The 23,076-nt window shown below is 69.0% G+C and carries 21 protein-coding genes and 1 pseudogene; 10 read left to right on the top strand and 12 right to left on the bottom strand.

Annotation, left to right across the window (positions count from 1 at the left end):
* Window positions 1-625: 625 nt before the first annotated feature.
* Window positions 626-1,972, top strand: a complete 1,347-nt coding sequence (locus EJ913_RS09460) for a M23 family metallopeptidase (protein WP_244939301.1) — start codon at window positions 626-628, stop codon at window positions 1,970-1,972.
* An 18-nt stretch (window positions 1,973-1,990) separates the two neighbouring features.
* Here EJ913_RS09460 and EJ913_RS31575 read toward each other — a convergent pair whose 3' ends face one another.
* The 7 genes and pseudogenes from EJ913_RS31575 to EJ913_RS09430 form a co-directional block, all read right to left on the bottom strand.
* Window positions 1,991-2,164: a hypothetical protein gene (locus EJ913_RS31575; protein WP_185909724.1), complete on the bottom strand. Its 174-nt coding sequence runs from the start codon at window positions 2,162-2,164 to the stop codon at window positions 1,991-1,993.
* Between the two features lie 57 nt (window positions 2,165-2,221).
* On the bottom strand, window positions 2,222-3,178 hold the full coding sequence (locus EJ913_RS09455) for a lipid II:glycine glycyltransferase FemX (protein ID WP_126997082.1): 957 nt from the start codon (window positions 3,176-3,178) through the stop codon (window positions 2,222-2,224).
* 13 nt (window positions 3,179-3,191) lie between these two features.
* A complete protein-coding gene (gene motA / locus EJ913_RS09450) occupies window positions 3,192-4,052 on the bottom strand; it encodes a flagellar motor stator protein MotA (RefSeq protein ID WP_126997080.1) in 861 nt (286 codons plus the stop codon).
* Window positions 4,053-4,234: 182 nt separating this feature from the next.
* Complete coding sequence (locus tag EJ913_RS09445) at window positions 4,235-4,759, bottom strand: MarR family winged helix-turn-helix transcriptional regulator (RefSeq protein ID WP_126997079.1); 525 nt, start codon at window positions 4,757-4,759, stop codon at window positions 4,235-4,237.
* The gene (locus EJ913_RS09440; RefSeq protein ID WP_126997077.1) at window positions 4,756-5,175 is read right to left on the bottom strand and encodes an organic hydroperoxide resistance protein; all 420 of its coding nucleotides are present in this window, start codon (window positions 5,173-5,175) and stop codon (window positions 4,756-4,758) included. The genes EJ913_RS09445 and EJ913_RS09440 overlap by 4 nt, the downstream gene beginning before the upstream one ends.
* 295 nt (window positions 5,176-5,470) lie before the next feature.
* Window positions 5,471-7,297, bottom strand: a pseudogene (locus tag EJ913_RS09435) (phosphoenolpyruvate carboxykinase (GTP)); the annotation flags it as partial.
* 423 nt (window positions 7,298-7,720) lie between these two features.
* Window positions 7,721-8,488, bottom strand: a complete 768-nt coding sequence (locus EJ913_RS09430; protein ID WP_244939300.1) for a HugZ family pyridoxamine 5'-phosphate oxidase — start codon at window positions 8,486-8,488, stop codon at window positions 7,721-7,723.
* Between the two features lie 286 nt (window positions 8,489-8,774).
* Here EJ913_RS09430 and EJ913_RS09425 point away from each other — a divergent pair, with 286 nt between their 5' ends.
* The 8 genes from EJ913_RS09425 (at window position 8,775) to ptsP (ending at window position 15,947) form a co-directional block, all read left to right on the top strand.
* Window positions 8,775-9,473, top strand: a complete 699-nt coding sequence (locus EJ913_RS09425; protein WP_126997071.1) for a response regulator transcription factor — start codon at window positions 8,775-8,777, stop codon at window positions 9,471-9,473.
* A gap of 28 nt (window positions 9,474-9,501) precedes the next feature.
* On the top strand, window positions 9,502-11,169 hold the full coding sequence (locus EJ913_RS09420; RefSeq protein WP_244939299.1) for a stimulus-sensing domain-containing protein: 1,668 nt from the start codon (window positions 9,502-9,504) through the stop codon (window positions 11,167-11,169).
* 189 nt (window positions 11,170-11,358) lie between these two features.
* Complete coding sequence (locus EJ913_RS09415; RefSeq protein ID WP_244939298.1) at window positions 11,359-11,661, top strand: hypothetical protein; 303 nt, start codon at window positions 11,359-11,361, stop codon at window positions 11,659-11,661.
* 194 nt (window positions 11,662-11,855) lie between these two features.
* A complete protein-coding gene (locus EJ913_RS09410; protein WP_126997067.1) occupies window positions 11,856-12,326 on the top strand; it encodes an HPr kinase/phosphorylase in 471 nt (156 codons plus the stop codon).
* Window positions 12,323-13,264, top strand: coding sequence for an RNase adapter RapZ (gene rapZ / locus EJ913_RS09405; RefSeq protein ID WP_126997065.1), 942 nt, complete (start codon window positions 12,323-12,325; stop codon window positions 13,262-13,264). Before EJ913_RS09410 ends, rapZ begins: the two co-directional genes overlap by 4 nt.
* A gap of 104 nt (window positions 13,265-13,368) precedes the next feature.
* Window positions 13,369-13,767: a PTS sugar transporter subunit IIA gene (locus tag EJ913_RS09400; RefSeq protein WP_126997063.1), complete on the top strand. Its 399-nt coding sequence runs from the start codon at window positions 13,369-13,371 to the stop codon at window positions 13,765-13,767.
* 7 nt (window positions 13,768-13,774) lie between these two features.
* Window positions 13,775-14,089, top strand: coding sequence for an HPr family phosphocarrier protein (locus EJ913_RS09395; RefSeq protein ID WP_126997061.1), 315 nt, complete (start codon window positions 13,775-13,777; stop codon window positions 14,087-14,089).
* Window positions 14,079-15,947 (top strand): phosphoenolpyruvate--protein phosphotransferase, encoded by a 1,869-nt coding sequence (gene ptsP, locus EJ913_RS09390; protein WP_126997059.1) that lies wholly within the window; start codon window positions 14,079-14,081, stop codon window positions 15,945-15,947. The genes EJ913_RS09395 and ptsP overlap by 11 nt, the downstream gene beginning before the upstream one ends.
* A gap of 6 nt (window positions 15,948-15,953) precedes the next feature.
* Here the strand turns inward: ptsP and EJ913_RS09385 are convergent, their stop codons facing one another.
* The 3 genes from EJ913_RS09385 to EJ913_RS09375 form a co-directional block, all read right to left on the bottom strand.
* Entirely contained in the window at window positions 15,954-16,775 is an 822-nt protein-coding gene (locus EJ913_RS09385) for a shikimate 5-dehydrogenase (protein WP_126997057.1), read from the bottom strand.
* Between the two features lie 199 nt (window positions 16,776-16,974).
* Window positions 16,975-18,375: an ATP-binding protein gene (locus EJ913_RS09380; protein WP_238521771.1), complete on the bottom strand. Its 1,401-nt coding sequence runs from the start codon at window positions 18,373-18,375 to the stop codon at window positions 16,975-16,977.
* Window positions 18,372-19,103: a response regulator gene (locus tag EJ913_RS09375; protein WP_126997055.1), complete on the bottom strand. Its 732-nt coding sequence runs from the start codon at window positions 19,101-19,103 to the stop codon at window positions 18,372-18,374. The genes EJ913_RS09380 and EJ913_RS09375 overlap by 4 nt, the downstream gene beginning before the upstream one ends.
* A 207-nt stretch (window positions 19,104-19,310) precedes the next feature.
* Between EJ913_RS09375 and EJ913_RS09370 the strand changes: the two genes are divergently transcribed.
* Window positions 19,311-19,904 (top strand): Spy/CpxP family protein refolding chaperone, encoded by a 594-nt coding sequence (locus EJ913_RS09370; RefSeq protein WP_126997053.1) that lies wholly within the window; start codon window positions 19,311-19,313, stop codon window positions 19,902-19,904.
* Window positions 19,905-20,425: 521 nt separating this feature from the next.
* On the opposite strand, the gene EJ913_RS09365 is transcribed toward EJ913_RS09370, so the two are convergent.
* Both EJ913_RS09365 and EJ913_RS09360 read right to left on the bottom strand, forming a co-directional pair.
* Window positions 20,426-21,199, bottom strand: coding sequence for a ferredoxin--NADP reductase (locus tag EJ913_RS09365; protein WP_126997051.1), 774 nt, complete (start codon window positions 21,197-21,199; stop codon window positions 20,426-20,428).
* Between the two features lie 245 nt (window positions 21,200-21,444).
* Window positions 21,445-22,887, bottom strand: coding sequence for a helix-turn-helix domain-containing protein (locus EJ913_RS09360; protein ID WP_126997049.1), 1,443 nt, complete (start codon window positions 22,885-22,887; stop codon window positions 21,445-21,447).
* Window positions 22,888-23,076 lie beyond the last annotated feature (189 nt).

Raw genomic sequence — 23,076 nt, 5'->3', positions numbered from 1 at the left:
GCGTAAAACCTGTTACAGTTTGCTTGCTTCAACTTTGGATGCGAACAGACGTCCGCGTTTTGTGCCGATCCCATTCACGAACCGGAACCAAACGCTCAAACGGTGAAACCCTCACCGCCGCCTGCGCATCCCTTCTCACAACACGGTATAAACTTGTCAAACATCCCGCAGCGCCGAAGCGCCGCATCGACCTCTCCCCCATCCCCCATCTTTCAGGGAGGCGAGCCGGAGAAGGCCGAGAATTCTTTTGCGAAACCGGAAGCTCCAAACCGCGAACCGGACCGGCGCTGCCGAACCAACCGCTTGTTTTCGCTTCCTTTTTCTCCGCCGCCGCGCCGCTTCGTGAAGCGCCGCCCCGTCGGTGGAGCGGGTTATAGGCGCCCCAACCCAAACCGCGCAACACCTTTTTTGCGTCTCCATGAAAAATTTCTGACGGTTTCTCTTTTCACGGAAGCCGAGGCGGGATTCGGTGTAAGGGAGCGGTCTTCGGACGGCTCAGGCCAACGGTTTCCCGCCAATTGACAGCAACCCGCCCGACGCGCATCGTTCCTAGCCAATGGTCGTACCTCGATCGTTAGGGAACCCCCGCCCCCGCGTGTCGGATGATCCATATAGGATTAGGAGAATGACGGTGCGTTCGAGGCTTTGCCGCCTTCCCACGCTCGCCTTGATCGCCGCCGGCTTGGCGGGGATCGTGACTCCCACCGCGTCGCGCGCCCTTGGTGTGGAGACGCCCTCCACGGAGATGGAGCGCGAGTTGGAGCGGGTCCACCGCGCCGCCGCCAAGGACAAGCCCGCCCTCGCCCCTGCCATCGACCGACGCACGCTGTCGGTCGGCGAGGGCGACACCCTCATGGATCTGCTGACCGGCGCCGCCGTTCCACGCAGCGAGGCCAGCAGCGCCATCGCCGCGCTGCGCGACGTCTACGACCCGCGCAAGCTGAAGGCCGGGCAGCGGGTGACGGTTCTGTTCGAGCCGCGCCGTGGCGGAACGCGCCGCTTCCTCGGGCTGGAGTTCGTGCCCGACCCGGTCCGCTCGGTGTCGATCACCCGCAAGGGGGAGACCGGCTTCACCTCCAGCCAGGTGGAAAAGCCGGTCAGCCGCAAGCTGATCGCCGCGCAGGGCGTCATCCGCTCCAGCCTGTTCGAGGCGGGCAGCGCCGCCGGCGTCCCGCTGTCGGTGATGATGGCCTTCATCCGTGACTATTCCTACGACGTCGATTTCCAGCGCGACCTGCAGCCGGGCGACCGGTTCGAGATGCTGTACGAGCAGATGGTGACGCCGGACGGCACGGTCGTCGGCGACGGCGACGTGCTTTACGCCTCGCTGGCGCTGAGCGGCGAGGACATGCCGATCTACCGCTTCAAGACGCGCGACGGTCGCATCGACTATTACAACCGCGACGGCGAGAGCATCCGGCGCGCCTTGCTGCGCACACCCATCGACGGCGCCCGCATCACCTCGGGCTTCGGCATGCGCAACCACCCGATCCTCGGGTTCAGCAAGATGCACCAGGGAGTCGATTTCGGCGCGCCGAAGGGGACGCCGATCTACGCTGCCGGCCGGGGCGTGATCGAGCAGGTCGGGCCGTTCGGCGCCTACGGAAACTACATCCGAATCCGCCACAACACCGAGGTCTCGACCGCCTACGCCCACATGAGCCGTTTCGCCAAGGACAGCCGGCGCGGCGGCAAGGTCGAGCAGGGCGACGTCATCGGCTATGTCGGCGCCACCGGGCGGGTCACCGGCGCGCATCTGCATTACGAGGTGCTGAAGGGCGGCCGTCAGGTCAACCCGCGCTCCATCGATCTGCCGACCGGCGAAAAGTTGGCGGGGCGGGAGCTTCAGGCCTTCCAGCAGACCATCCGCGCGCTGGAGAAGTCCTTCGAGGACACGCGCGGCGGCCTGCAACTGGCGCGCACCCCCGGCACGCCGGACGAGAAGGGCTGTTCGAAGGCGACGAGTTGCTGAGAACGGAAGCCGGGACGCTCAGTCCCGGCGCATCATGCCGCGGATGGCGCCCATCAACTGCCGGGCGCTGTGCTCGTCGTCCAGCAGCCGTTGCAGCTTCTCGCGCACCAGCATCGCCTTGGGCTTCTGCTGCATGGCGCGTTCGATGGCGAGTTCGGCCTCGCCCGGCTTCAGCGCGTCGTTGTCGGACATGGGTTCCCCCGGTGACGGTGTGAAAAGAGGATGGGCCAAGCGGCGGCGGGCGGCAAGCTAGCGGTACTGGCCGACGGATTCGGTGGCCTGAGCGCCGGTGCCCAGCTTGAACTCGGCAAGGCCGGGGGCGTCGGGGTTGATGCCGCCGAGATCCAGCGTGCGGACGCCGGCCCGCTTCAGCGCCAGGATGCCCTTCCACATCACCAGCCGCATGGCGCCGGTCTTGCGGCCGGCCTCGCTGGCCCAGCCGATCTGGCTGGTCGCCACACTTCCGTGGCGGAAGAACAGGGTGCAGGCCACGGGGGTCACCGTGTCCAGCGCCGTCACCATCAGCGCGCCCTCCCCCGCCCGGCCGCCCTTGACCATCGCGTTGCGCAGCCGCACCGCCAAGGCGCCGGTCATCGGGCGGAACCCTTTGACCACGGCCTGGTCGTGCTCCTGCTTCATCAGCCAGGGGAGGTTGTCGGCCTTCCAGTCGGAGTCGATGACGAAGCCGCTCCGGTCGGCCAGACGCAGGCGCTTGCGCCAGTCGCGGGCCAGCCCGGCCTTCAGCGCCTCCTCGTCCGGGGTCAGGTCGAGCCAGACGGTCTGGTAGCCGGGGCCGCTCTTGCGGAAGCCGCAACGGGCGAGCAGAGCCTCGGTCTCCGGCGTCGCCGGCAGCTCCGGCAGCAGGCTGGCGCGGCTGAGCGGCGAGCGCGGGCAAGCCTTGCGCAGGAGGCGGAGGGTGGCTTCCAGTGTCTCGGCGTCCAGCTCGGCGCCGTCCAGCCACAGGGGGCCGCGGTGGAGATGGCGGTCGTGGAACAGCTTCAGCATCCGCCGTTCCAGGACTTGGACCAGACCGATGGGCGCGCCGTCGCGCCGGATCACGCCCAGCTTGGGCAGGTAGCCGTAGGTCCGCCCCATGGCCCGGCCATAGGCGAAGCTCTGTGGCAGGGTCGAGCGGCAGACGCGGGCGAACAGCGCGTCCCACTCGCCCAGCGTGCCCTCGTTCCAGGCGATGGAAACCTCGGCCATGCCGGTTCTCCCGTCAGGCCGGCGGCAGGGCGGCGGTGGCCTCTTCGACCTGGGCGAAGGTCGGGCGGTATTCGGGTTCCAGCACGTTGCGGGCGAACTCCACGGAGATCGCCGGGGCATAGCCGGACAGATGGGCGATCAGCCCGGTCTTCATCATCTGATAGTATTTGCCCTCGGCGTGGTAGATGCCCTTCAGCCCGCTGGCGATCGGGGCCATGAAGCCGTAGGCGACGAGAATGCCGAAGAAGGTGCCGACCAGCGCGCCGCCGATCAGCTTGCCCAGCACCTCCGGCGGCTCGGAGATCGAGCCCATGGTGTGGATCACGCCCAGCACCGCCGCGACGATGCCCAGCGCCGGCACGGCGTCCGCCACCGCCTGCACGGCGTCGGCCACCGACTGGTGTTCGTGATGCATGGTCTCGATGTCCTCGTCCATCAGATCGACCAGCTCGTGCGGGTTGTCGGCGCCCAACGACATCAGGCGCAGATAGGTGCAGAGGAAGGCGATGGCGTGGTGGTCGGCGTAGAATTTGGGGAATTGCTGGAAAAGCGGGGAATCCTCCGGCTTCTCGATGTGCTGTTCGAGCGCCAGCAGGCCCTTGGTCTTGGCGATCTTGAAGACCTGATACATCATGGTCAGGGCTTCGAGATAATTGTCCTTCTTGTATTTCGGCCCCTTGAACAAGTGGCCGATCTCCTTGCCCGTATGACTGATGACGTTCTTCGAATTCGCGATCAGAAAGCCGCCGATGCCGGCGCCCAGGATGATCATGAACTCGAAGGGCATCCAAAGCACGCCCATATGGCCACCGCCGAGGACGTAGCCCCCGAACACGCAGAAGATCACGGTGACCAACCCGATCATCACGAACATACGGTCTTTTCCTTCTGAATCCGGCCGGAGACGCCGATCGGCGCGTAGCGTCGGCCTGTCCGGTTGGATTCACGGTCAAACCGGTTGAGTTTCCGTGAACGTCCGAACGGCCTACCGCTTTCGCGACAGAGCGCGGCGATCCTACCGGGGGTGGCCCCGACTGTCACGAAAGGACTGGCGCGTCAGGGTTTTTCAGGAGGGAGCAAGGCCTTGATGCGGTCGCGCAACGGGCCGACCTCGTCGAGCGGCAGGGCGAAATGGCACGCCAAGGTCACAGGGACCGACAGGGCCTGTTCGCGCAGGGCCGCGCCGGCTTCGGTCAGTTCCACGATCACGCGGCGTTCATCGGCGGGGTCGCGGCGGCGGGCGACCAGACCGTTGGCCTCCATCCGCTTCAGGAGCGGGGTCAGCGTGCCGGAATCCAGATCCAGCGCGTCGCCCAGTTCGCCCACCGTGCGGGGCGCGCGTTCCCACAGCACCAGCATCGCCAGATACTGCGGGTAGGTCAGCCCCAGCTTGTCGAGCAGCGGGCGGTACAGCCGGGTGATCCGGTTGCTCGCCGAATAGAGCGCGAAGCACAGCTGGCGGTCGAGCCGGAGAAGCTCGCCGCCGGCCGGGCCACCGGAAGCGGGGCCATCGGCAACAGGGGGATCGGAAGCGGGGGACGGGGTCGCCGCCCCCCCGGTGCTGGTCGTGTCGTCGGTCATGCCGCCTGGACGCTGAGAGCCACGTCGATGTTGCCGCGCACGGCGTTGGAATAGGGGCAGACGCGGTGGGCGGTGGCGACCAGCTCGTCGGCGACGTCCTGGGCCAGACCCTTGACCTCGACCGCCAGCGCGACCGAGAGGGCGAAACCGCCTTCCGGCGTCTGATGCAGACCGACCGTGGACGCGACCGAGGCGTCGGTCAACGGCAGTTTTTGCAGGCGGGCGACGTGGCGGACCGCGCTTTCGAAGCAGGCTGCGTAGCCGGCGGCGAAAAGCTGCTCGGGGTTGGTGGCGCCGCCCTTGCCACCGAGGCTCTTGGGCATGGCAAGGTCGATGTTCAGCAGGCCGTCGTCGGTCTGGACATGGCCGTCGCGGCCACCGGAGGTGCGGGCGTTGGCGGTGTAGAGAGCGGACATCGGTTGGTCTCCTTGGGTTCGGTTTGGTTTGGTGCGTGTTCGATGAAACGGACAATAGCGTTCAATTTAATTGTGCGCAATATAATTGATCGCTTTATACCCTTGCGTTTCGGGCGCGGCGGCTCTGCGCGGGACGTTCGAAATCAGGCCCGTATTTTGCCGAGCCTCCGGCCTCCCCCCGCTGCACGCAGGGACAAGCCACACGCACCACCGAGGAGACCGACGGAACGGCGCCTCAAAGAAAAAGGGGCCGCCTCGCGGCAGCCCCCCTTCCCTCACGCGACGGCTCTGGCGGTTAGCCGATGCGCCAGACGTCCGGGCTTTCCTCCAGACGCTTGAGCAGGGCGAGGCGCTGCTGCTCGATCTCCGTCGGCAGGCGGCTGCCGAAGCGGTTGAACAGCTCCTCCTGGTCCCTGGCTTCCGCCTCGGCTTCCTTGCGGTCGATGTCCATGATCTTGCTGAACTTCTCCTGCCCGAAGCTCAGCCCGTTCCAGTTCAGATCCTGGTAGCGCGGCGAGTAGCCGAAGGGCGACTCGGCGACCTCCGTGGCGCGGCCGCGCACGCGGTCGACGATCCACTTCAGCACGCGCATGTTGTCGCCGAAGCCCGGCCAGACGAACTTGCCGTTCTCGTCCTTGCGGAACCAGTTGACGCGGTAGATGCGCGGCAGGCTCTCGACCTTGGCTTCCATCGACAGCCAATGGTTCCAGTAATCGGCCATGTTGTAGCCGCAGAAGGGCAGCATGGCGAAGGGGTCGCGGCGGATGGCGGCCTGGCCGACGGCGGCGGCGGTCGCCTCAGAGCCCATGGTCGCCGCCCAGTAGACGCCTTCGCGCCAGTTGTAGGCCTCGAACACCAGCGGGAAGGTCTTCGACAGACGGCCGCCGAAGATGAAGGCACTGATCGGAACGCCGGCCGGGTCCTCCCAGGCCGGGTCGATCGACGGGCACTGCGCCGCCGGGGCGGTGAAGCGCGAGTTCGGGTGCGCCGCCAGACGGCCGGCGCCCGGCGTCCAGTCCTTGCCCTGCCAGTCGATCAGGTGTTCCGGCGGGGTGTCGGTCAGCCCTTCCCACCACACGTCGCCGTCGTCGGTCAGCGCGACGTTGGTGAAGATGACGTTGTGGTCGAGCGTCTTCAGCGCGTTCGGGTTCGACTTGACGCTGGTGCCCGGCGCCACGCCGAAGAAGCCGGCCTCCGGGTTGATGGCGCGCAGGGTGCCGTCGGGCTGCGGCTTGATCCAGGCGATGTCGTCGCCGATGGTGCGGACCTTCCAGCCCTCGAACTCGGCGGGCGGGACCAGCATGGCGAAGTTGGTCTTGCCGCAGGCCGAGGGGAAGGCGGCGCCGACGTAGGTCTTCTCGCCGGTCGGGCTCTCGACGCCCAGGATCAGCATGTGCTCGGCCAGCCAGCCCTGCTCGCGGCCCATCGAGGAGGCGATGCGCAGCGCGAAGCACTTCTTGCCGAGCAGCGCGTTGCCGCCGTAGCCCGAGCCGTAGGAGACGATCGAATGCTCCTCCGGGAAGTGGACGATGTACTTGCTCTCGGCGTTGCACGGCCACGCCACGTCCGCCTGGCCCGGCTCCAGCGGGGCGCCGACCGAGTGCAGGCAGGGCACGAAATCGCCGTCGCCCAGCACGTCGAGCACCTTCTGGCCCATGCGGGTCATCAGGCGCATGTTGACGGCGACGTAGGGGCTGTCGGAGAGCTGGACGCCGATGTGGGCGATGTCGGAGCCGAGCGGCCCCATGCTGAACGGCACCACGTATAGGGTGCGGCCCCGCATGCAGCCCTCGAACAGGCCGTCCAGCTTGGCCTTCATCGCGGCCGGGTCCATCCAGTTGTTGGTCGGACCGGCTTCCTCACGGGTCTTGGAGCAGATGTATGTGCTGTCCTCGACGCGCGCGACGTCGCCCGGATCGGACCGGCAGAGGAAGGAGTTCCGGCGCTTGGCCTCGTTCAGGCGGATGAAGGTGCCGGCCTCGACCATCTCGTTGCAGAGACGGTCGTATTCCTCCTGCGAGCCGTCGCACCAGTGGATGCGCTCCGGCTTGCATTTCAGCGCGATCTCCTCGACCCAGGCCAGGAGCTTCTTGTTCCGCGTCCGCGTGTTTGCAGTCATCGTCTTCCTCTCGAATGCGTCGCCGGTTCGGGGGCCATCATGAAGACGCCGGCCTGGACCGCCCGATCGGGCGCTTCAGGCGAAGGCGGATGGTCGCCAGCCGTTCCGGTCTGCTCTTGTCCGTTGTCGTGGTCAGTAAAGCGGCGGTTGGCGCCGCGCCGGACGGGCGCCGCGACGAAGCGGGGCAAAAGGCGGTCCAAGGGCGAGAGGCCCGGACGGGAAACGGGTCGATCCGTTATGGTCCACTGACGTTTTCTCCTGGTTGCGCTGGTCGTGCGCCGCTTTTTTGTTTTTGGTGCGGCGCCCGCTGGGGTCGTACACGGTCCTCGGGCGGATGCTTCGCTCTGCCGTAAGGCTTTGCCTGTTGCTCTTCTTGGGCGGCGACGCTTCTGCGAGCGTTCGTTCCGCCAGGGATCCGGACCCCGGTCAACGGGGGCCGCCGGTGCCGCCGGGTCGGGCGGCACGCTGGACCAGAGCGGCCAAGGCCAGTCTAGCCGATTCGGGATGGTTTGTTCTCTCATCAAAATCGACGCGGGCGACGTACCCCCCGCACCGAAGGTCGCACCCCTCCGGATCCAGCCCGGTCAGGGTCCAGCCTTCCCCGCGTTCGGCGCTTCCGGGCGGAAGCGGGACGAGGAGCGGCAAGGCGGCGGCGTGCGCGGCGTTCAGGGCCGCCAGCGTGTCGGATTCGGCCTCGGCCAGCGCGGACGGCACCCCCGGCAGTCCCAGCGCGTCCTTCGACAGCCAGTGGATGCGCCCGAAGCCGGCGACCAGATGCGCCCGCTCCACCGCGACGCGGTAGACCGCGAAGTCGGCGAAACCGGCGTAGAAGGCGGCGTCCGGGTGGCGGCGCAGGAAGCGCGCGCGGTGGCGCGGCTCGTCGCTGCGCGCGGCGCGGCCCAGCACCGACAGGCGGGCGCCGGTCAGGGGCTGCGCCAGACCGCCGGTGCCGTCGAACAGCAGGCCGACGCGGGGATCGCGGGCGAGGTTGCGCGTGTGTTCGGCGAGGGTGGAGAGCAGCAGCAGCGGGCTGCCGTCGTGGTCGGAGGCGACCAGCACCAGCGACGGGTAGGGCCAGCCGGCATCGTCCGGGGCGGCGTCCTTCGGCTCCGCCTGGGCGGTCGCCAGGGTGGCGCGGTCGTAGCCGCGCATCAGCCGGCGCGCCTGTCCGGCCGCGTCCGGAGTCGCCGGCAATGGCGACGGGCCGTCCGTCCCACGGGGGGAGGACGCACCAAGGGCTTCGGTGGCACTCATACCGGCAACGCGTGCGTTCTCCCGCGCGACGCCGTTGTTCGGCGCCGCATTGACGCCATATTGGACCATAAAAATGGTGTGGGAAAAGGGAAAACTGCCGCAGAACGCTTGACTCCGCCACAATCAAACGGACTGGCCGTTCGCCCTACCCCGCCTGTCAGAGACCCCGATCTCCGGCCGTGCTACAACCCGGCTGTTCCCGCGCATAAGGACGAGATCCACACCCATGGTCCACACCGTCGCCCTGGTGGATGACGACCGCAACATCCTGGCCTCCGTCTCCATCGCCCTGGAGTCGGAGGGCTTCGAGGTGCGCACCTACACCGACGGGGCCGAGGCCCTGCGCGGCCTGACCCAGCGCCCGCCCGACCTCGCCGTGCTCGACATCAAGATGCCGCGCATGGACGGGATGGAGCTGCTGCAGCGGCTGCGCCAGACCACCCAGCTTCCGGTCATCTTCCTGACCAGCAAGGACGACGAGCTGGACGAGTTGATGGGCCTGCGCATGGGGGCCGACGACTACATCAAGAAGCCCTTCTCGCAGCGCCTGCTGATCGAGCGCATCCGCGCCCTGCTGCGCCGCGAGGCGCTGCGCGGGGAGACCGGCGCGCCCGTCGATCCGGGGCAGGTGGTGACGCGGGGGCCGCTGCTGCTCGACGGCGCGCGGCACGCCTGCACCTGGAAGGGCCAGCCGATCGACCTGACGGTGACCGAATTCCTGCTGGTCAAGGCCTTGGCCCAGCGCCCCGGCCACGTGAAGAACCGCGACCAGCTGATGGACGCGGCCTATGGCGAGCATGTCTATGTCGACGACCGGACCATCGACAGCCACATCAAGCGGCTCCGCAAGAAATTCAAGGCGATCGATGCCGACTTCGCGCAGATCGAAACGCTCTACGGCGTCGGCTACCGCTACCGCGAATAGCGCCGTCCCGGCGCGCGCGAATAGCGCCGTGTCCGCGCGGCGGCGCCCGCCCCGGCGCGGCGTCTCGCCGCTGACCCTGCGCATCCTGGCCGTCAACGTGCTGGCGCTGGCCCTGCTGGTGGTCGGGCTGCTCTACCTCGGCCGCTACCAGGACCGGCTGATCCAGGCCGAGATGGAGGCGCTGGCGACGGAGGCCCGCATCTTCGCCTCGGCGTTGGGCGAGGGCGCGGTGAACCGCATCCTCGTCCCGCCCGCCGACAGCGAGGATGGCGGCCGCGAGCGGTTCGAGCTGGCCCCCGAGCTGGCCCGTCAGATGGTCCGCCGGCTGGCCGAGGCGACCGCCACCCGCACCCGCCTGTTCGACATCGACGGCGCGATGCTGTCCGACAGCCGGGTGCTGACCGGCTCGCAGGGGCGCATCGAGATCCGCGAGCTGCCGCCCCCGCCGGCCGGCGACGCGGTCTCGCGCGCGATCAACACCCTCTACAACCGGCTGATCGACGTGGTGCCGAGCCGCGAGGGGCTGCCGCCCTACCGCGAGGAGGACGGCCAGCCCAACGGCGACGTCGAGCACGCGCTGGCCGGCGAGACCGGGGCGACCGTCTGGCGCATGGAGTCGGCCTCGGACGAGCCGGAGCTGCTGCTGACCGTGGCGGTGCCGGTGCAGCGCTACCGCGAGGTGCTGGGCGCGGTGCTGCTGACGCGCGGCGGCGGCGAGATCGACCGGGCCATCCGCTCGGTCCGCTTCGACATCCTGCGGGTGTTCGCGGTGGCGTTGCTGGTGACGGTGGCCCTGTCCTTCTACCTCGCCGGCACCATCGCGCGGCCGATCCGCCGGCTGGCCCAGGCCGCCGACCGGCTGCGCACCGGCCACGGCCGCCACACCGAGATCCCCGACCTGACCCACCGCGGCGACGAGATCGGCGAGCTGTCGGGCGTGCTGCGCGACATGACCGCCGCGCTGTGGGCGCGGATGGACGCCATCGAACGCTTCGCCGCCGACGTGGCGCACGAGATCAAGAACCCGCTGACCTCGCTGCGCAGCGCGGTGGAGACCGTCGCCCGCATCGAGGATCCCGGCCGCCGCGCCCGGCTGATGGCGATCATCGCCGACGACGTGCAGCGGCTCGACCGGCTGATCAGCGACATCTCCAACGCGTCCCGTCTGGACGCCGAGCTGTCGCGGGCGGAGCTGGAGCCGGTGGACATCGGCGCCATGCTGGCGATGCTGGCCGACATGCACCGCGCCGCCGGGGAAACGGGCGAGGACGGAGACGACGACGGCGAGGCCCCGCGCGTCCTGGTCGACGTGCCCGCCGACGAGCGGCTGGTCGTTCCGGGGCTGGAAGGACGCTTGACGCAAGTGTTCCAGAACCTGATCGCCAACGCCCTGTCCTTCTCGCCGCCGGGCGGAACCGTGCGCGTCGCCGCGCGGCGGGCCGGGAGCATGGTGCGGATCACCGTCTCCGACGACGGTCCCGGCATTCCGGAGGGCAAGGAGCAGGCGATCTTCGAGCGTTTCTACACCGAGCGCCCGGCCGGCGAGAAGTTCGGCACCCACTCCGGCCTCGGCCTTTCGATCTCGCAACAGATTGTTCACGCTCATGATGGTATGGTTGACGTGCAAAACCGGCTTTCAGCCGATGGTCGCATTGACGGAGCAGACTTTAGTGTGACGCTGCCCCTTCTCCGCTGACCTGCGGAAAAGTTGCATCGACATTCGATAAGCGGTGGACAAGCGTCCCGCATACGTCAATCATGTTGACGGTGATTCCTCGCGCGTGCCGTTCGCCGCTTTTCCTTTGCGAGCGCGTCTGATCCTGGGCAACCCTGTGGGGTCTTCATGTCCACATCGGCTCAAGTCATTGATATCCGTCGTTTTCGCTTGGCTCGACTGATCCGCGACGCCGGCCGCCAGCAGGGCGAGCTTGCGCGTCTGATGCGCGATTCCGCGCAGGAACGAACCCAGCTGGCCGAGGCGCTGCAAGGCGCGCAGCACCACCTCGTGCGGATCGCCGACAGCTACAAGCTGCTGCTGGTCCGGCTCAAGCGCGAGAAGGATTTCCGCGACGCCTGCCAGGAGGCGGCGGAACTGGAGGATCTCGACGAAATGATCCGTCGCCGCGACGTTCTGGTGCGCGAACTGGAAAGCATCCGCAGCGCCTCGCGCGGGAGCGCCGGAGCCTGAGTTCCAAAAAACATTCCGAATCCGAAACGACGTCGCGAGGCCGGCAGCGCTTCGGATTGTCGAAACGGCGGCGATAACCTTCGTCCGTTCCGTCCCGGAGGGATGATCCTGTTCAGGATCCCCCGCCTTCCCCACCCTCCCCCTACCCTGATCCCATTGACAGAACCCGCGCCACGTCTCACCTTCGCCTGATCATGGTGACGATGCACGGCACCTGCGTCCTGCTCTCCGGGATCGGCGTGTTGCTGAGAGGGGAGCCGGGAAGCGGAAAATCCGACATGGCTTTGCGATTGATCGACGGCGGCGCGCAACTGGTCGCCGACGATCAGGTCGTGCTGCGCGCCGTGGACGGCCGCCTGACCGCCACCGCCCCGGACACCCTGGCCGGCTTGCTGGAAGTGCGCGGCGTCGGCATCCTGCCGGTGCCGGACGCGGACTCCGCCGAGCTTGGCCTGATCGTCGACCTCGTCCCGTCCGAGCGGGTCGAGCGCCTGCCTGAACCGGCGCGCGAACCGATCCTGGGCGTGTCCCTTCCCCGCCTGGCGCTCGCCGCCTTCGAGGCGTCGGCCCCGGCCAAGCTGCGTCTGGCCGCCGCCGCCGCGCGGGCCGGAACCCTGGGTTCCGTGCCGGCCAAACTCGCGGCCTTTCCCCCGGCCACCCCATGACCGCATCCACCGTGACGACCCAATCCCAAAGCCCCGACTCCACCGCCTTCTCCGCCCCGCGCGGCCGCATCGTGCTGGTCACCGGGATGTCGGGGGCGGGCATGTCGGTCGCGCTGAAGGCGCTGGAGGATCTCGGCTACGAGGCGGTGGACAACCTGCGCCTGTCGCTGGTCCCGGCGCTGCTCCAGCAGGCCGACCCCCGGCGCCGGCCGCTGGCGCTGGTGATCGACAGCCGAACCCGCGATTTCTCCGCCCGCAACTTCCTCGACGAGCTGGACGATCTGCAGGCGCGCGACGACCTCGACGTCAAGCTGGTCTTCCTGGATTGCGGCGACGAGGTGCTGCAGCGCCGCTTCACCGAGACGCGGCGGCGCCACCCGCTGGCGGTCGACCGCACGGTGCCCGACGGCATCGCGCGCGAGCGCGGCCTGCTGTTCCCGCTGAAGGAACGCGCCGACGTCACCATCGACACGACGCAACTGTCCATTCACGATTTGCGGCGCATCCTGTCGGGGCATTTCCAACGCGACGCGCAGGCGGCCCTCCAGGTGTTCGTGACCTCCTTCTCCTTCCGGCTGGGGCTGCCGCGCGAGGCCGATCTGGTCTTCGACGTGCGGTTCCTGACCAACCCGCATTACGACCCGGCGTTGCGCGCGCTGACCGGCCTCGACCCCGCCGTCGCGGCGCGGGTGGAGGGCGACGCCGATTTCCCGGCCTTCTTCCGCAACCTGACGGAGCTGCTGCGGCCCCTGCTGCCGCGCTACAACCAGGAAGGCAAGAGCTACCTGACCATCGCCATCGGCTGCACCGGGGGCAAGCACCGTTCGGTGTTCGTCGCCGAACGGTTGGCGGCCTGGCTGGCGGAGCTGGACATCAAGGTGAATCTCAGCCATCGCGAGCTGAACCGCCTCGGTGCCCGGCCCGGTGGAGCGGGGTGAAGCAATTTGCGTCTTGACGGCCATGCGCCCATGCCACCATCCAAAAGCAGTCCATGACGAAGCCCAGCAATCCCACGGGGAGGCCCAACCTTGAAGGATGTCCCATGATCGGCATGGTACTTGTGACCCACGGGCGACTCGCCGAAGAGTTCATCGCCGCGCTGTTCCACGTGGTGGGCGAGCAGACCCAGGTGCGCGCGGTGTGCATCGGCCCCGACGACGACATGGAGCAGCGGCGCCAGGACATCCTGAATTCGGTCGCCGAGGTGGACGACGGGTCGGGCGTGGTGGTGCTGACCGACATGTTCGGCGGCACGCCCTCGAACCTCGCCATCTCCATCATGGACAAGGCGAAGGTCGAGGTGATCGCCGGCGTCAATCTGCCGATGCTGATCAAACTGGCCAGCGTCCGCAAGACCGAGCCGCTCGACAAGTCGGTGATCGCCGCCCGCGACGCCGGGCAGAAATACATCAACGTCGCCTCTTCCCTGCTGTCGGACTGACCCCGCGATGAGCCTGAGCGACCAAAACCCCGATGGCCAGACCCCGGTGCCGGGCGAACTCCGCAGCACCGCCGCCATCACCAACCAGCGCGGCCTGCACGCCAGAGCCTCGGCCAAGTTCGTCAAGCTGGTCGCCACCTTCGAGGCCGAGATCACGGTGCGCCGCGGCGAGTCGGTGGTGTCGGGCGAGTCGATCATGGGCCTGATGATGCTGGCCGCCGGCCCCGGCACCACGGTGGAGCTGCGCGCGCGCGGCAACCAGGCCGAAGAGGCCATGGCCGCCCTGCTCGACCTGATCAATCGTAAGTTCGATGAAGAATGACACGCCGCCCTCCGCCCTGAACGCCGCCGCACCAGCCGCCGTCCAGGCCGCCGCCGCTCCTCCCCCTGTCCAGGCGCCCGCCGCCCCTGTCGCCGCCCTCCCCGCCGCCGGCCAGAGCCGCAGCCTGCGCGGCCTGGGCGTGTCGCCCGGCGTGGCCATCGGCCCGGCCCATGTGGTGGAAAGCGGCGCCGTCGCCATCCCGGAATACGCGATCCCGCCGGATGGGGTCGAGGCCGAGGTCCTGCGCTTCAACGAGGCCGCCGCCAAGGCGCGGCGCCAGATCAAGAAGCTCAAGAGCAAGGCGCTGGTGCTGCCCGACTCGGCGTCGGAGGAGATCGGCTTCCTGCTCGACGCCCATCTGTCGATGGTGACCAACTCGCGCCTGACGCGCGGGGTCGAGCGCCGCATCAAGGAGGAGCGCCTCAACGCCGAGGCCGCCATCCAGGCGGAAATCGCGACCATCGCCCAGACCTTCGCCGGGATGGACGACGCCTATCTGGCCGCCCGCATCGCCGACATCCGCGAGGTCGGCCGCCGGCTGACCCGCAACCTGCTCAAGCACGAGTACCGCGCCTTCTCCACCCTGCCCCCCGGCAGCATCATCCTGGCCGAGGAGCTGACGCCGGCCGACACCGCGCTGCTCGACCCCAAGGCGGTCGGCGGCTTCGCCACCGTGCTCGGCGGCGCCGAGGGGCACACCGCGATCCTCGCCCGCTCGCTGGGGCTTCCGGCCGTGCTCGGCGCCGCCGGGCTGCTGGCGGGGGTGCGCAACGGCGTGACGGTGATCGTCGACGGCGTGCAGGGCCGCGTCCTGATCGACCCGCCCCCTGAGGTTCTGGAGGACTACCGCGCCCGCCGCGCCGCCCGCGAGCGCGAGCGCGAGCAGCTGAAGAGCCTGCGCAAGCTGCCGGCGGTCACCCGCGACGGCACGGCGATCACGCTGATGGCGAATCTGGAGCTGCCGCGCGACCTCGACCACGCGCTGGAGAACGGCGCGCAGGGCGTCGGGCTGCTGCGCACCGAATTCCTGTTCATGAACCGCGACCAGCTCCCCGACGAGGACGAGCAGTACGGCGTTCTGCGCGCCATCGTCGAGGGCATGGGCGGCCGCCCGGTGACCGCCCGCACCATGGACGTCGGCGGCGAGAAGCTGGCCGGCTGGATGGCCGGGCGCTACGGCGAACCGGCCAACCCGGCCTTGGGCCTGCGCGCCATCCGTCTGGGCCTGCGCGAGCCCAAGCTGCTGGAGACCCAGCTCGCCGCCATGCTGCGGGCGGGCGCGCACGGGCCGCTGCGCATCCTGCTGCCGATGATCACCTCGGTGTCGGAGGTGCAGAAGGTCCGCGAGATCCTGGGGCAGGTGGCGCGCCGCCTGCGCCGGCGCGGCGTCGCCATCGCCGATCCCCTGCCGCCGGTCGGCGTGATGGTCGAGGTGCCCGGCGCCGCGCTGGCGGCCGACGCGCTGGCCTACGCCGCCGATTTCTTCTCCATCGGCACCAACGACCTGACGCAGTACACGCTGGCGATCGACCGGGCGGACGAGCAGGTCGCGACGCTCTACGACCCGCTGCACCCGGCGGTGCTGCGCCTGATCCAGTTCACCATCGAGGCGGCGCTGCGCTCGCGCATCCCCGTGTCGGTGTGCGGCGAGATCGCCGGCGACGCGCGCTACGCCCCGCTGCTGCTGGGTTTGGGCGTGCGCGAGCTGTCGATGTCCCCGCCCTCGGTCCCGACGGTGAAGAAACGGATCCGCTCCCTCGACCTGATGGAGGCGAGCCGCCGCGCCCGCGTCATCATGGACCAGAGCGACAGCGGCCGCATCGCCACCCTGCTGGACGACTTCAACGCGATTATTTGAGAGGGCTCACGCCGGGCGCGAATAGGCGGCGGCGGCGGCGACCTGCGCGTCGGTCGGGCGGACGCCGGTGTAGAGCACGAACTGCTCCAGCGCCTGCAACGCGATGACCTCGGCGCCGGTGATCACCGGCTTCCCAGCCGCACGGGCGGCGCGGATCAGCGGGGTCTCGGCGGGCATCGCAACGACGTCGAACACGTGGCCGGCCGCCACGACCAGCGCCGGGTCGAAGGCCAGCGTCTCGGAGTCGGGGCCTCCGGCCATGCCGAGCGGCGTCACGTTGACCAGCAGGCCGGGGGCGATCCCCGCCGTGTCGGCCTGCCAGGGCAGGCCGTACTCGTCCGCCAGCTTGCGGCCCGTCGCCTCGTTGCGGGCGACCACGACGCCCTCGGCGAAGCCGGCGTCACGCAAGGCGCACAGCACCGCGCGCGCCATGCCGCCGCTGCCGCGCAACGCGAAGCGCAGTTCACGCGGCACGGCGTGGCTGTCCAGCAGCGTGCGCACCGCGAGGTAGTCGGTGTTGTAGCCACGCAGCCGGCCTTGCTCGTTGACGATGGTGTTGACCGACTGCAACCCGGCGGCCGACTCGTCGAGGTCGTCGATAAAGGGGATGCAAGCCTCCTTGAACGGCATCGACACGCCGCAGCCGCGAATGCCGAGCGCCCGGATGCCGCCGATCGCGGCGGGGAGGTCGTCCGTCGTGAACGCCTTGTAGACGTAGTTCAGGCCAAGCGCCGCGTAGAGGTGGTTGTGGAAACGCGTGCCGATGTTGCTCGGACGCCCCGACAGCGAGATGCAGAGGCGGGTGTCCTTGTCGATGGCGTGTGTCATGTGGACCTTTCGTGGGCGAACTTGAACGTCTTCTGGAGTTAAGCAGGATTGTGCAAGTCCAGCCACGGTTGCCCCCACCTCATTCCTCCCCCGCTGGGCGGGGGAGGAGGTCGAACGCTTGTCGGCGTGCGGCGGCAGTCCCCTCCCCCGCTGGGCGGGGGAGGTAAGGGTGGGGGCAACCAAGGGCCGCACGCCCCCATCACGGCAGCGTCACCGTCACCCGCAACCCGCCCTCCGGCCGGTTCACCAGCGCGATGTCGCCGCCATGCCCCCGGATGATCGTCCGCGCCGTGGACAGCCCCAGCCCGACCCCGCCGGTGTCGCGCGAGCGGGAGCGCTCCAGCCGGTAGAACGGCGCGAAGACCTTCTCGAACTCCTCCTCCGGGATGCCGGGGCCGTTGTCGTCGATGTGGACGCGGGCCTGCCCCTCCTCCGGCTCCAGCCGCACGGCGCAGCCGCCGCCATAGGCGATGGCGTTGTCCATCAGGTTGGCGAAGGCCCGGCGCAGCGCCACCGGCCGCCCCTCCGCCACCGCGTGGGCCGGGCCGTCGTAGGTCGCCTCGTGCCCCGCGTCCACCCGGTCGTCGCACAGGCTCTGCAACAGGTCGGCGAGGTCGAGCCGACCGCGCGGCTCGCGCTTGGCGTCGTCGCGGGCGAAGACCATGGTGGCGGAGATCATCGCCTCCATCTCGTCCAGGTCGGAGAGCATCCGCCGCTGCATCTCCGGATCGTCGACCAGCTCCGCCCGAAGCCGCAGCCGGGTCAGCGGCGTGCGCAGATCGTGGCTGATCGCCGCCAGCATCTGCGTGCGGTCGGCGACGAAGCGGGCGAGCCGCGCCTGCATGCGGTTGACGGCGCGGGTGGCGGCGCGCAGCTCGCGCGGGCCAGCCTCGGGCAGCGGGGCGGCCTCGCCGTCCACGCCCAGCCGCTCGGCGGCGGCGGCGAAACCGGCCAGCGGCGCGGTGAAGCGGCGCGACACCCAGAGCGACAGCGCCATGATGACCCCGACCACCGCGCCCATCCACAGCACGAAGCGCAGGGTGCGGAACGGCCCTTCCAGCGGGTCGCCACCGGTGAAGCTCAGCCAGGAGCCGTCGCCGAGCCGCACCGAAAGGCGCACATGCGGCCCCCAGCGCCGGTCGTCGTCCCCGCCCCCGCCGGCGAAGGGCGGCGGCGGGCGCATCCGGTCGCCGCCCCGGTCGTTGTCGCGCGCGTCGCGGCGCTCGACCTCGAAGACGATGGCGCGCGGCGGCAGGTTCAGCGTCTCGCTCAGCCGCCGCCGCAACCCGTCGAAGCGGACGTTGGTGTAGTCGGTCAGCTCCGGCGGCCGGTCGGCGTGCCACTGGACGCGCAGCACCGGGTCGTCGATGGCCTGGACCAGCCGCTCGCGTCCGGGGGGGGGCGTGCTCTCCACCAGTTGCACGATGGCGGTGACGCGCTGGACCAGCACGCCCGGCCCGTGGATCGGCGGCCCCTCGCTGCGGTCGGTCAGATAGACCAGCGCGCTGATCGCCTGGGTGAGGAACAGCGCCAGCACCACGGTCAGCGCCATGCGCGCGGCGAGGCTGTCGGGAACCGCGAGGCGGCGGGGGAGCTTCACGATCCCACGCTCACCGTCGGGGTGAAGAGATAGCCGCCGCCGCGCACCGTCTTGATCAGGGTCGGCTCCGCCGGGTCGGGCTCGATCTTGCGGCGCAGCCGGCTGACCTGCACGTCGACGGAGCGGTCGAAGGGCACCGCCGAACGCCCGCGCGCCAGATCGAGGAGCTGATCGCGGTTCAGCACCCGCTGGGGATGCTCGGCGAAGGCGACCAGCAGGTCGTACTCCCCGGCCGAAAGCTGCACCAGCACGCCGTCCGGCGAGCGCAGCTCCCGCTTGGTCACGTCGAGCGACCAGCCCTCGAAGCGCAGCACCGTGCCGCCGCCGCTGGTCCCGGCCACCGGCGGGGCGGAGACCCGGCGCAGCACCGCCTTGATGCGGGCCAGCAGCTCGCGCGGGCTGAAGGGCTTCGCCAGATAGTCGTCGGCGCCCATCTCCAGCCCGACGATGCGGTCGGTCTCCTCGCCCATGGCGGTCAGCATGATGACCGGGGTCTGGGCGGTGGGGGCGGACGCGCGCAGCCGGCGGCAGAGCGACAACCCGTCCTCCCCCGGCAGCATCAGGTCGAGCACGATCAGGTCGACGCGCGCGCCGTCCAGCGTGCGCATCATCTCGGCCCCGTCCTTGACGCCCGTGACCCGGAAGCCGTGCTTGGTCAGGAACTGCGCCACGAGGGAGCGGATTTCGCGGTCGTCGTCGACGACCAGAAGATGGGGGGTGCGGTCCATGCCGCGCATGATCGGGCGCGAAGGCCTTAGGGTGAAGGGGAAATGTGTAACGGCCGGTTACAGGGCCGAAGGCGGTTACACAGTGTTACCAAGTGACGGGGTTGCGGACATCGTCCGGCAACGTCGGGGGCGCATCGTCTGGTCATCGGGAACGCGAAGACGCGCCTCCCCAACGAGATCGCCTCCTCACCAACCAGGAGTACCCCAATGAAACGCGCCCTTCTGACCTCCGCCCTGCTGGTCGCCGGTTTCGGGCTGGCCGTTCCGGTCTTCGCCCAGCAGGCCCCCGCCGGCCCGGCGGGCGGGCCCGCCGCGGGTGGCCCGGACCGCCACTTCAGCCGCATGTGCGAGGACCAGGACGCCCGTCTGGCCGGCAAGCTGGCCTTCGCCGAGAAGAAGCTGCGCATCACCGAGCCGCAGCGCGCCGCCTGGAACAAGTTCGCCGACAGCGCCCGCGCCAGCCTGAAGCCGACCCAGGACCTCTGCACCAAGGTCAAGGACCAGCCGCGTCCCGCCGCCCTGCCGCAGCGCCTGGAGCGCGCCGAGAGCATGATGCAGGCCCATCTCCAGCAGCTCCAGACCGTCCGCCCGGCCCTGACCGAGCTGTACGCCCAGCTGACGCCGGACCAGCAGAAGACCGCCGACCACCTGCTGAACCAGGGCGGCGGCCCGCGCCACGGCGGCATGGGTCCGGGCAAGGAGCATGGCGGTCCGGGCATGGGTCCGGGCGGCGAGCACGGCCCGCGTCACGGCGGCCCCGGCCCCGACGGCAAGCCGCCGCAGGAGTCGCGTGGCGGCTGACGTATCAGTCACCGACGTATCACCGTTGGATGACGCGTCCGCTTAGCGGCGGTTGATCCCAGCCCCCCAAGCCAACCGCCGCAAAGACGCAGGCCGCCGGATCCCCCCTCCGGCGGCCTGTCTTTTTTTGGGTGCCGGGACGGGCTTATCCTCCACAAAGGCTCAGAGGCGCGGGTTGAAGCCCTTCTCCCCTTGCGGGGCAGGGCTGAAGGGCGCCAAAGGCGACCGCAAGCACTGCTGGTTGGGATGAGGGGGATTCCGCCACAGGCGGAAAGAACAGGAGATTTGCGGCCGGCTGAAGCCGGCGCCCCCTCACCCCAACCCCTCTCCCGCAAGGGGAGAGGGGCTCAGCCGCCGTCGGTCGACCTTCAGCCCCGCCCACCATAAAGAAAGGCGCGCCCCCGTTGGGGAACGCGCCTGTCGAGTGGTCAAGGATTGATCAGTGACGTGCCATCGTCACGAAACAGCGAACAGGGCGGCGGGCCGGTTTATTCCAACGGAAGACCCGCGCCCCTTTTCGGTCACCGCTCCACGAAGGCCTTTTCGATCACGTAGGTGCCCGGCTCGCCGTTGGTGCCCATGACGAAACCCTGGCGGTCCATCATCGCGCTGGTCTCGGTCAGCATGGCGGGGCTGCCGCAGATCATCACGCGGTCGTGCTGCGGGTCGAGCGCCGGCAGGCCGAGGTCGCTGTACAGCTTGCCCGTCTCCATCAGCGTGGTCAGGCGGCCGCTGTTGCGGAACGCCTCGCGCGTCACGGTCGGGTAGTAGAGCAGCTTCTCCTTCACCTGCTCCCCGAAGAACTCGTTCTCCGGCAGAACGGTGCGGATCAGCTCGTCATAGGCCAGCTCGGCGACCGTGCGGGTGCCGTGGGTCAGGATGACGCGGTCGTACTTCTCGTACAGCTCCGGGTCCTTGATGATGCTGAGGAAGGGGGCCAGCCCAGTGCCGGTGCTCAGCAGGTACAGGTTGCGCCCCGGCAGCAGGTTGTCGGAGATCAGCGTGCCGGTCGCCTTGCGGTTGACCAGCAGCGTGTCGCCTTCCTTCAGGTGCTGGAGGCGCGAGGTCAGCGGGCCGTCCTGGACCTTGATGCTGAAGAACTCCAGCGTCTCCTCGTAATGGGCGCTGACGAGGCTGTAGGCGCGCAGCAGCGGGCGCCCCTCGACCTCCAGCCCGATCATGGTGAACTGCCCCGGCAGGAAGCGGAACGACGGGTCGCGCGTCGTCGTGAAGGTGAACAGCGTGTCCGTCCAGTGGTGAACGCGCAGCACGCGCTCCTTGATGAGATTGCTCATTGGAGAATCCAAAACCGTGTCGATGCCGGGGCCGGGTGGGCGCTGCGCACGGATGGCTGTGATCGACCGGCCGGGATCGGGTCCTTGAAGACCATACCGGACAGGATCGGGCTTCCGCGCTGCAACGCCGGGAAACCTAACAAGAATTCGCCCCAAAGGCCATGGCTTTATACCAATGTTCCTGTCGTGGTCATGAAGAAACAACACGACGAACGCCGTGGAACTTGATCCAGATCATTCCGCCGTCATTCGGCGCTGGGCGGCGCGAACAGGTAGGGCGACAGGCCGCGCAGGTTCTCGTCGACGATAAGCCGGTGATTCAGCGGCGGAAACGCCCGCTGCGAACAGTCGAGCCGGGGGCAGAGCCGGCAGTTCACGCCGATCGGCGTCGCCGCTTCGGTGTTGCCCAGGTCGAAGCCGTCCGCATAGGTGACGTGCGCCGCGTGCTGGGCGTCGCACCCCAGCGCGATGGCGAATTGCTGGGGCGGGCTGCGGTGGCCGCCGCCGGCCTTCACCACGGTGCGGGCGATGGAGAAGTAGGTGGTGCCGTCGGGCATCTGCGCCACCTGGCTGTGGACCTTGCCCGGCGTGCGGAACGCCTCGTAGACGATCCAGCGCGGGCAGCCGCCGCCGAACCGCGCGAGGTGGAAGCCGGCGCCGGAGAAGCGTTTCGACACGTTGCCGGCGCTGTCCACCCGCATGAAGAAGAAGGGCACGCCCTTCGCCCCGGTCCGGTGCAGCGTGGTCAGCCGCTGGCAGACCTGCTCGAAGGAGGCGTCGAAGCGCCGGCGCAGGATTTCGATGTCGTAACGAACCTGCGTCGCCGCCTCTTGGAAGCGCTGGTAGGGCATCAGCACGGCGGCGGCGAAGTAGTTGGCGAGACCGATGCGGGCCAACCGCCGCGCCTCGTCGCCCGACAGATTGGCGCCCTCGACGATGCCGTTCAGCAGGTCGCGGTGGCGCAGCAGGGCGATCTGGCAGGCGAGTTGGAAATTCCGCCCCGAGGGCGCCAGCATCTCCGACAGCAGGATGCGGCGGCTGTGCCGGTCGAAGCGGCGCACCGCGTAGCCCATCACCTCCGACGGCAGCAGGCGGACGCGAACGCTGTGCTGCTGGTTCAGCCAGTCCACCAGCCCCCGGTAGAGATCGCCCTTCTCCAGCTTGCCGTCCCGCCACAGGGCGTCGGCGGCCTCCTCCAGCTCGGCGAAATGGTTGGAGTTGGCCTGGAACAGGTCGCGCACCTCGTCCTGCGGGAAGCCGGTGCTCTGCACCAGATGCAGCTTCTCGCGGTCGGCGACCCGCTCGGCCAGCGCCTGGAGGTCGTCGCGCGCGCCCCGGAAGCCCCGGTAGAGCGCCACCACCGCCTGCCCCAGCGTCGGCGCCACGGCGGCGAGTTCGCGGAAATCCTGGTTCTTGATGTCGGAGCCGGCGAAGAGCGGGTCGGCGAACACCTCGCGCAGCCCCGCGACCAGCCGGCTCTCGTCGTCCTCGGCGAAGGTCTGGAGATCGACCCCGAACGTATGCCCGAGCTTGAGGAGCAGCGGCACCGTCACCGGGCGCTGGTTGTGCTCGATCAGGTTCAGGTAGCTGGGCGAGACGCCGAGCTGCTCGGCCATCTGCGCCTGGGTCAAACCCTGGTCGCGGCGCAGGCGGCGGACCTTCGGACCCAGCATCGCCTTCTTGTCCATGGCCCCGAACCACCTCCGGCGAGAACTTTACAAGATTTACCGATTTACAAAAATCCTATGACCATACTTTACAACCGGACCGTTTTACGAACAAGGGCTTATTGCAACGCAAACAGGACCGGTTTACCTCTTGTCTCAAGGACGCACTGTAAAGCCAAACGACACCGCCCAAGGCTCAAGACAAACGAG

The organism is Azospirillum doebereinerae (assembly GCF_003989665.1).
Lineage (GTDB): Bacteria > Pseudomonadota > Alphaproteobacteria > Azospirillales > Azospirillaceae > Azospirillum > Azospirillum doebereinerae.
The sequence above is the reverse complement of the archived record's forward strand: the minus strand, read 5'-3'. Positions and strand labels throughout refer to the sequence as shown.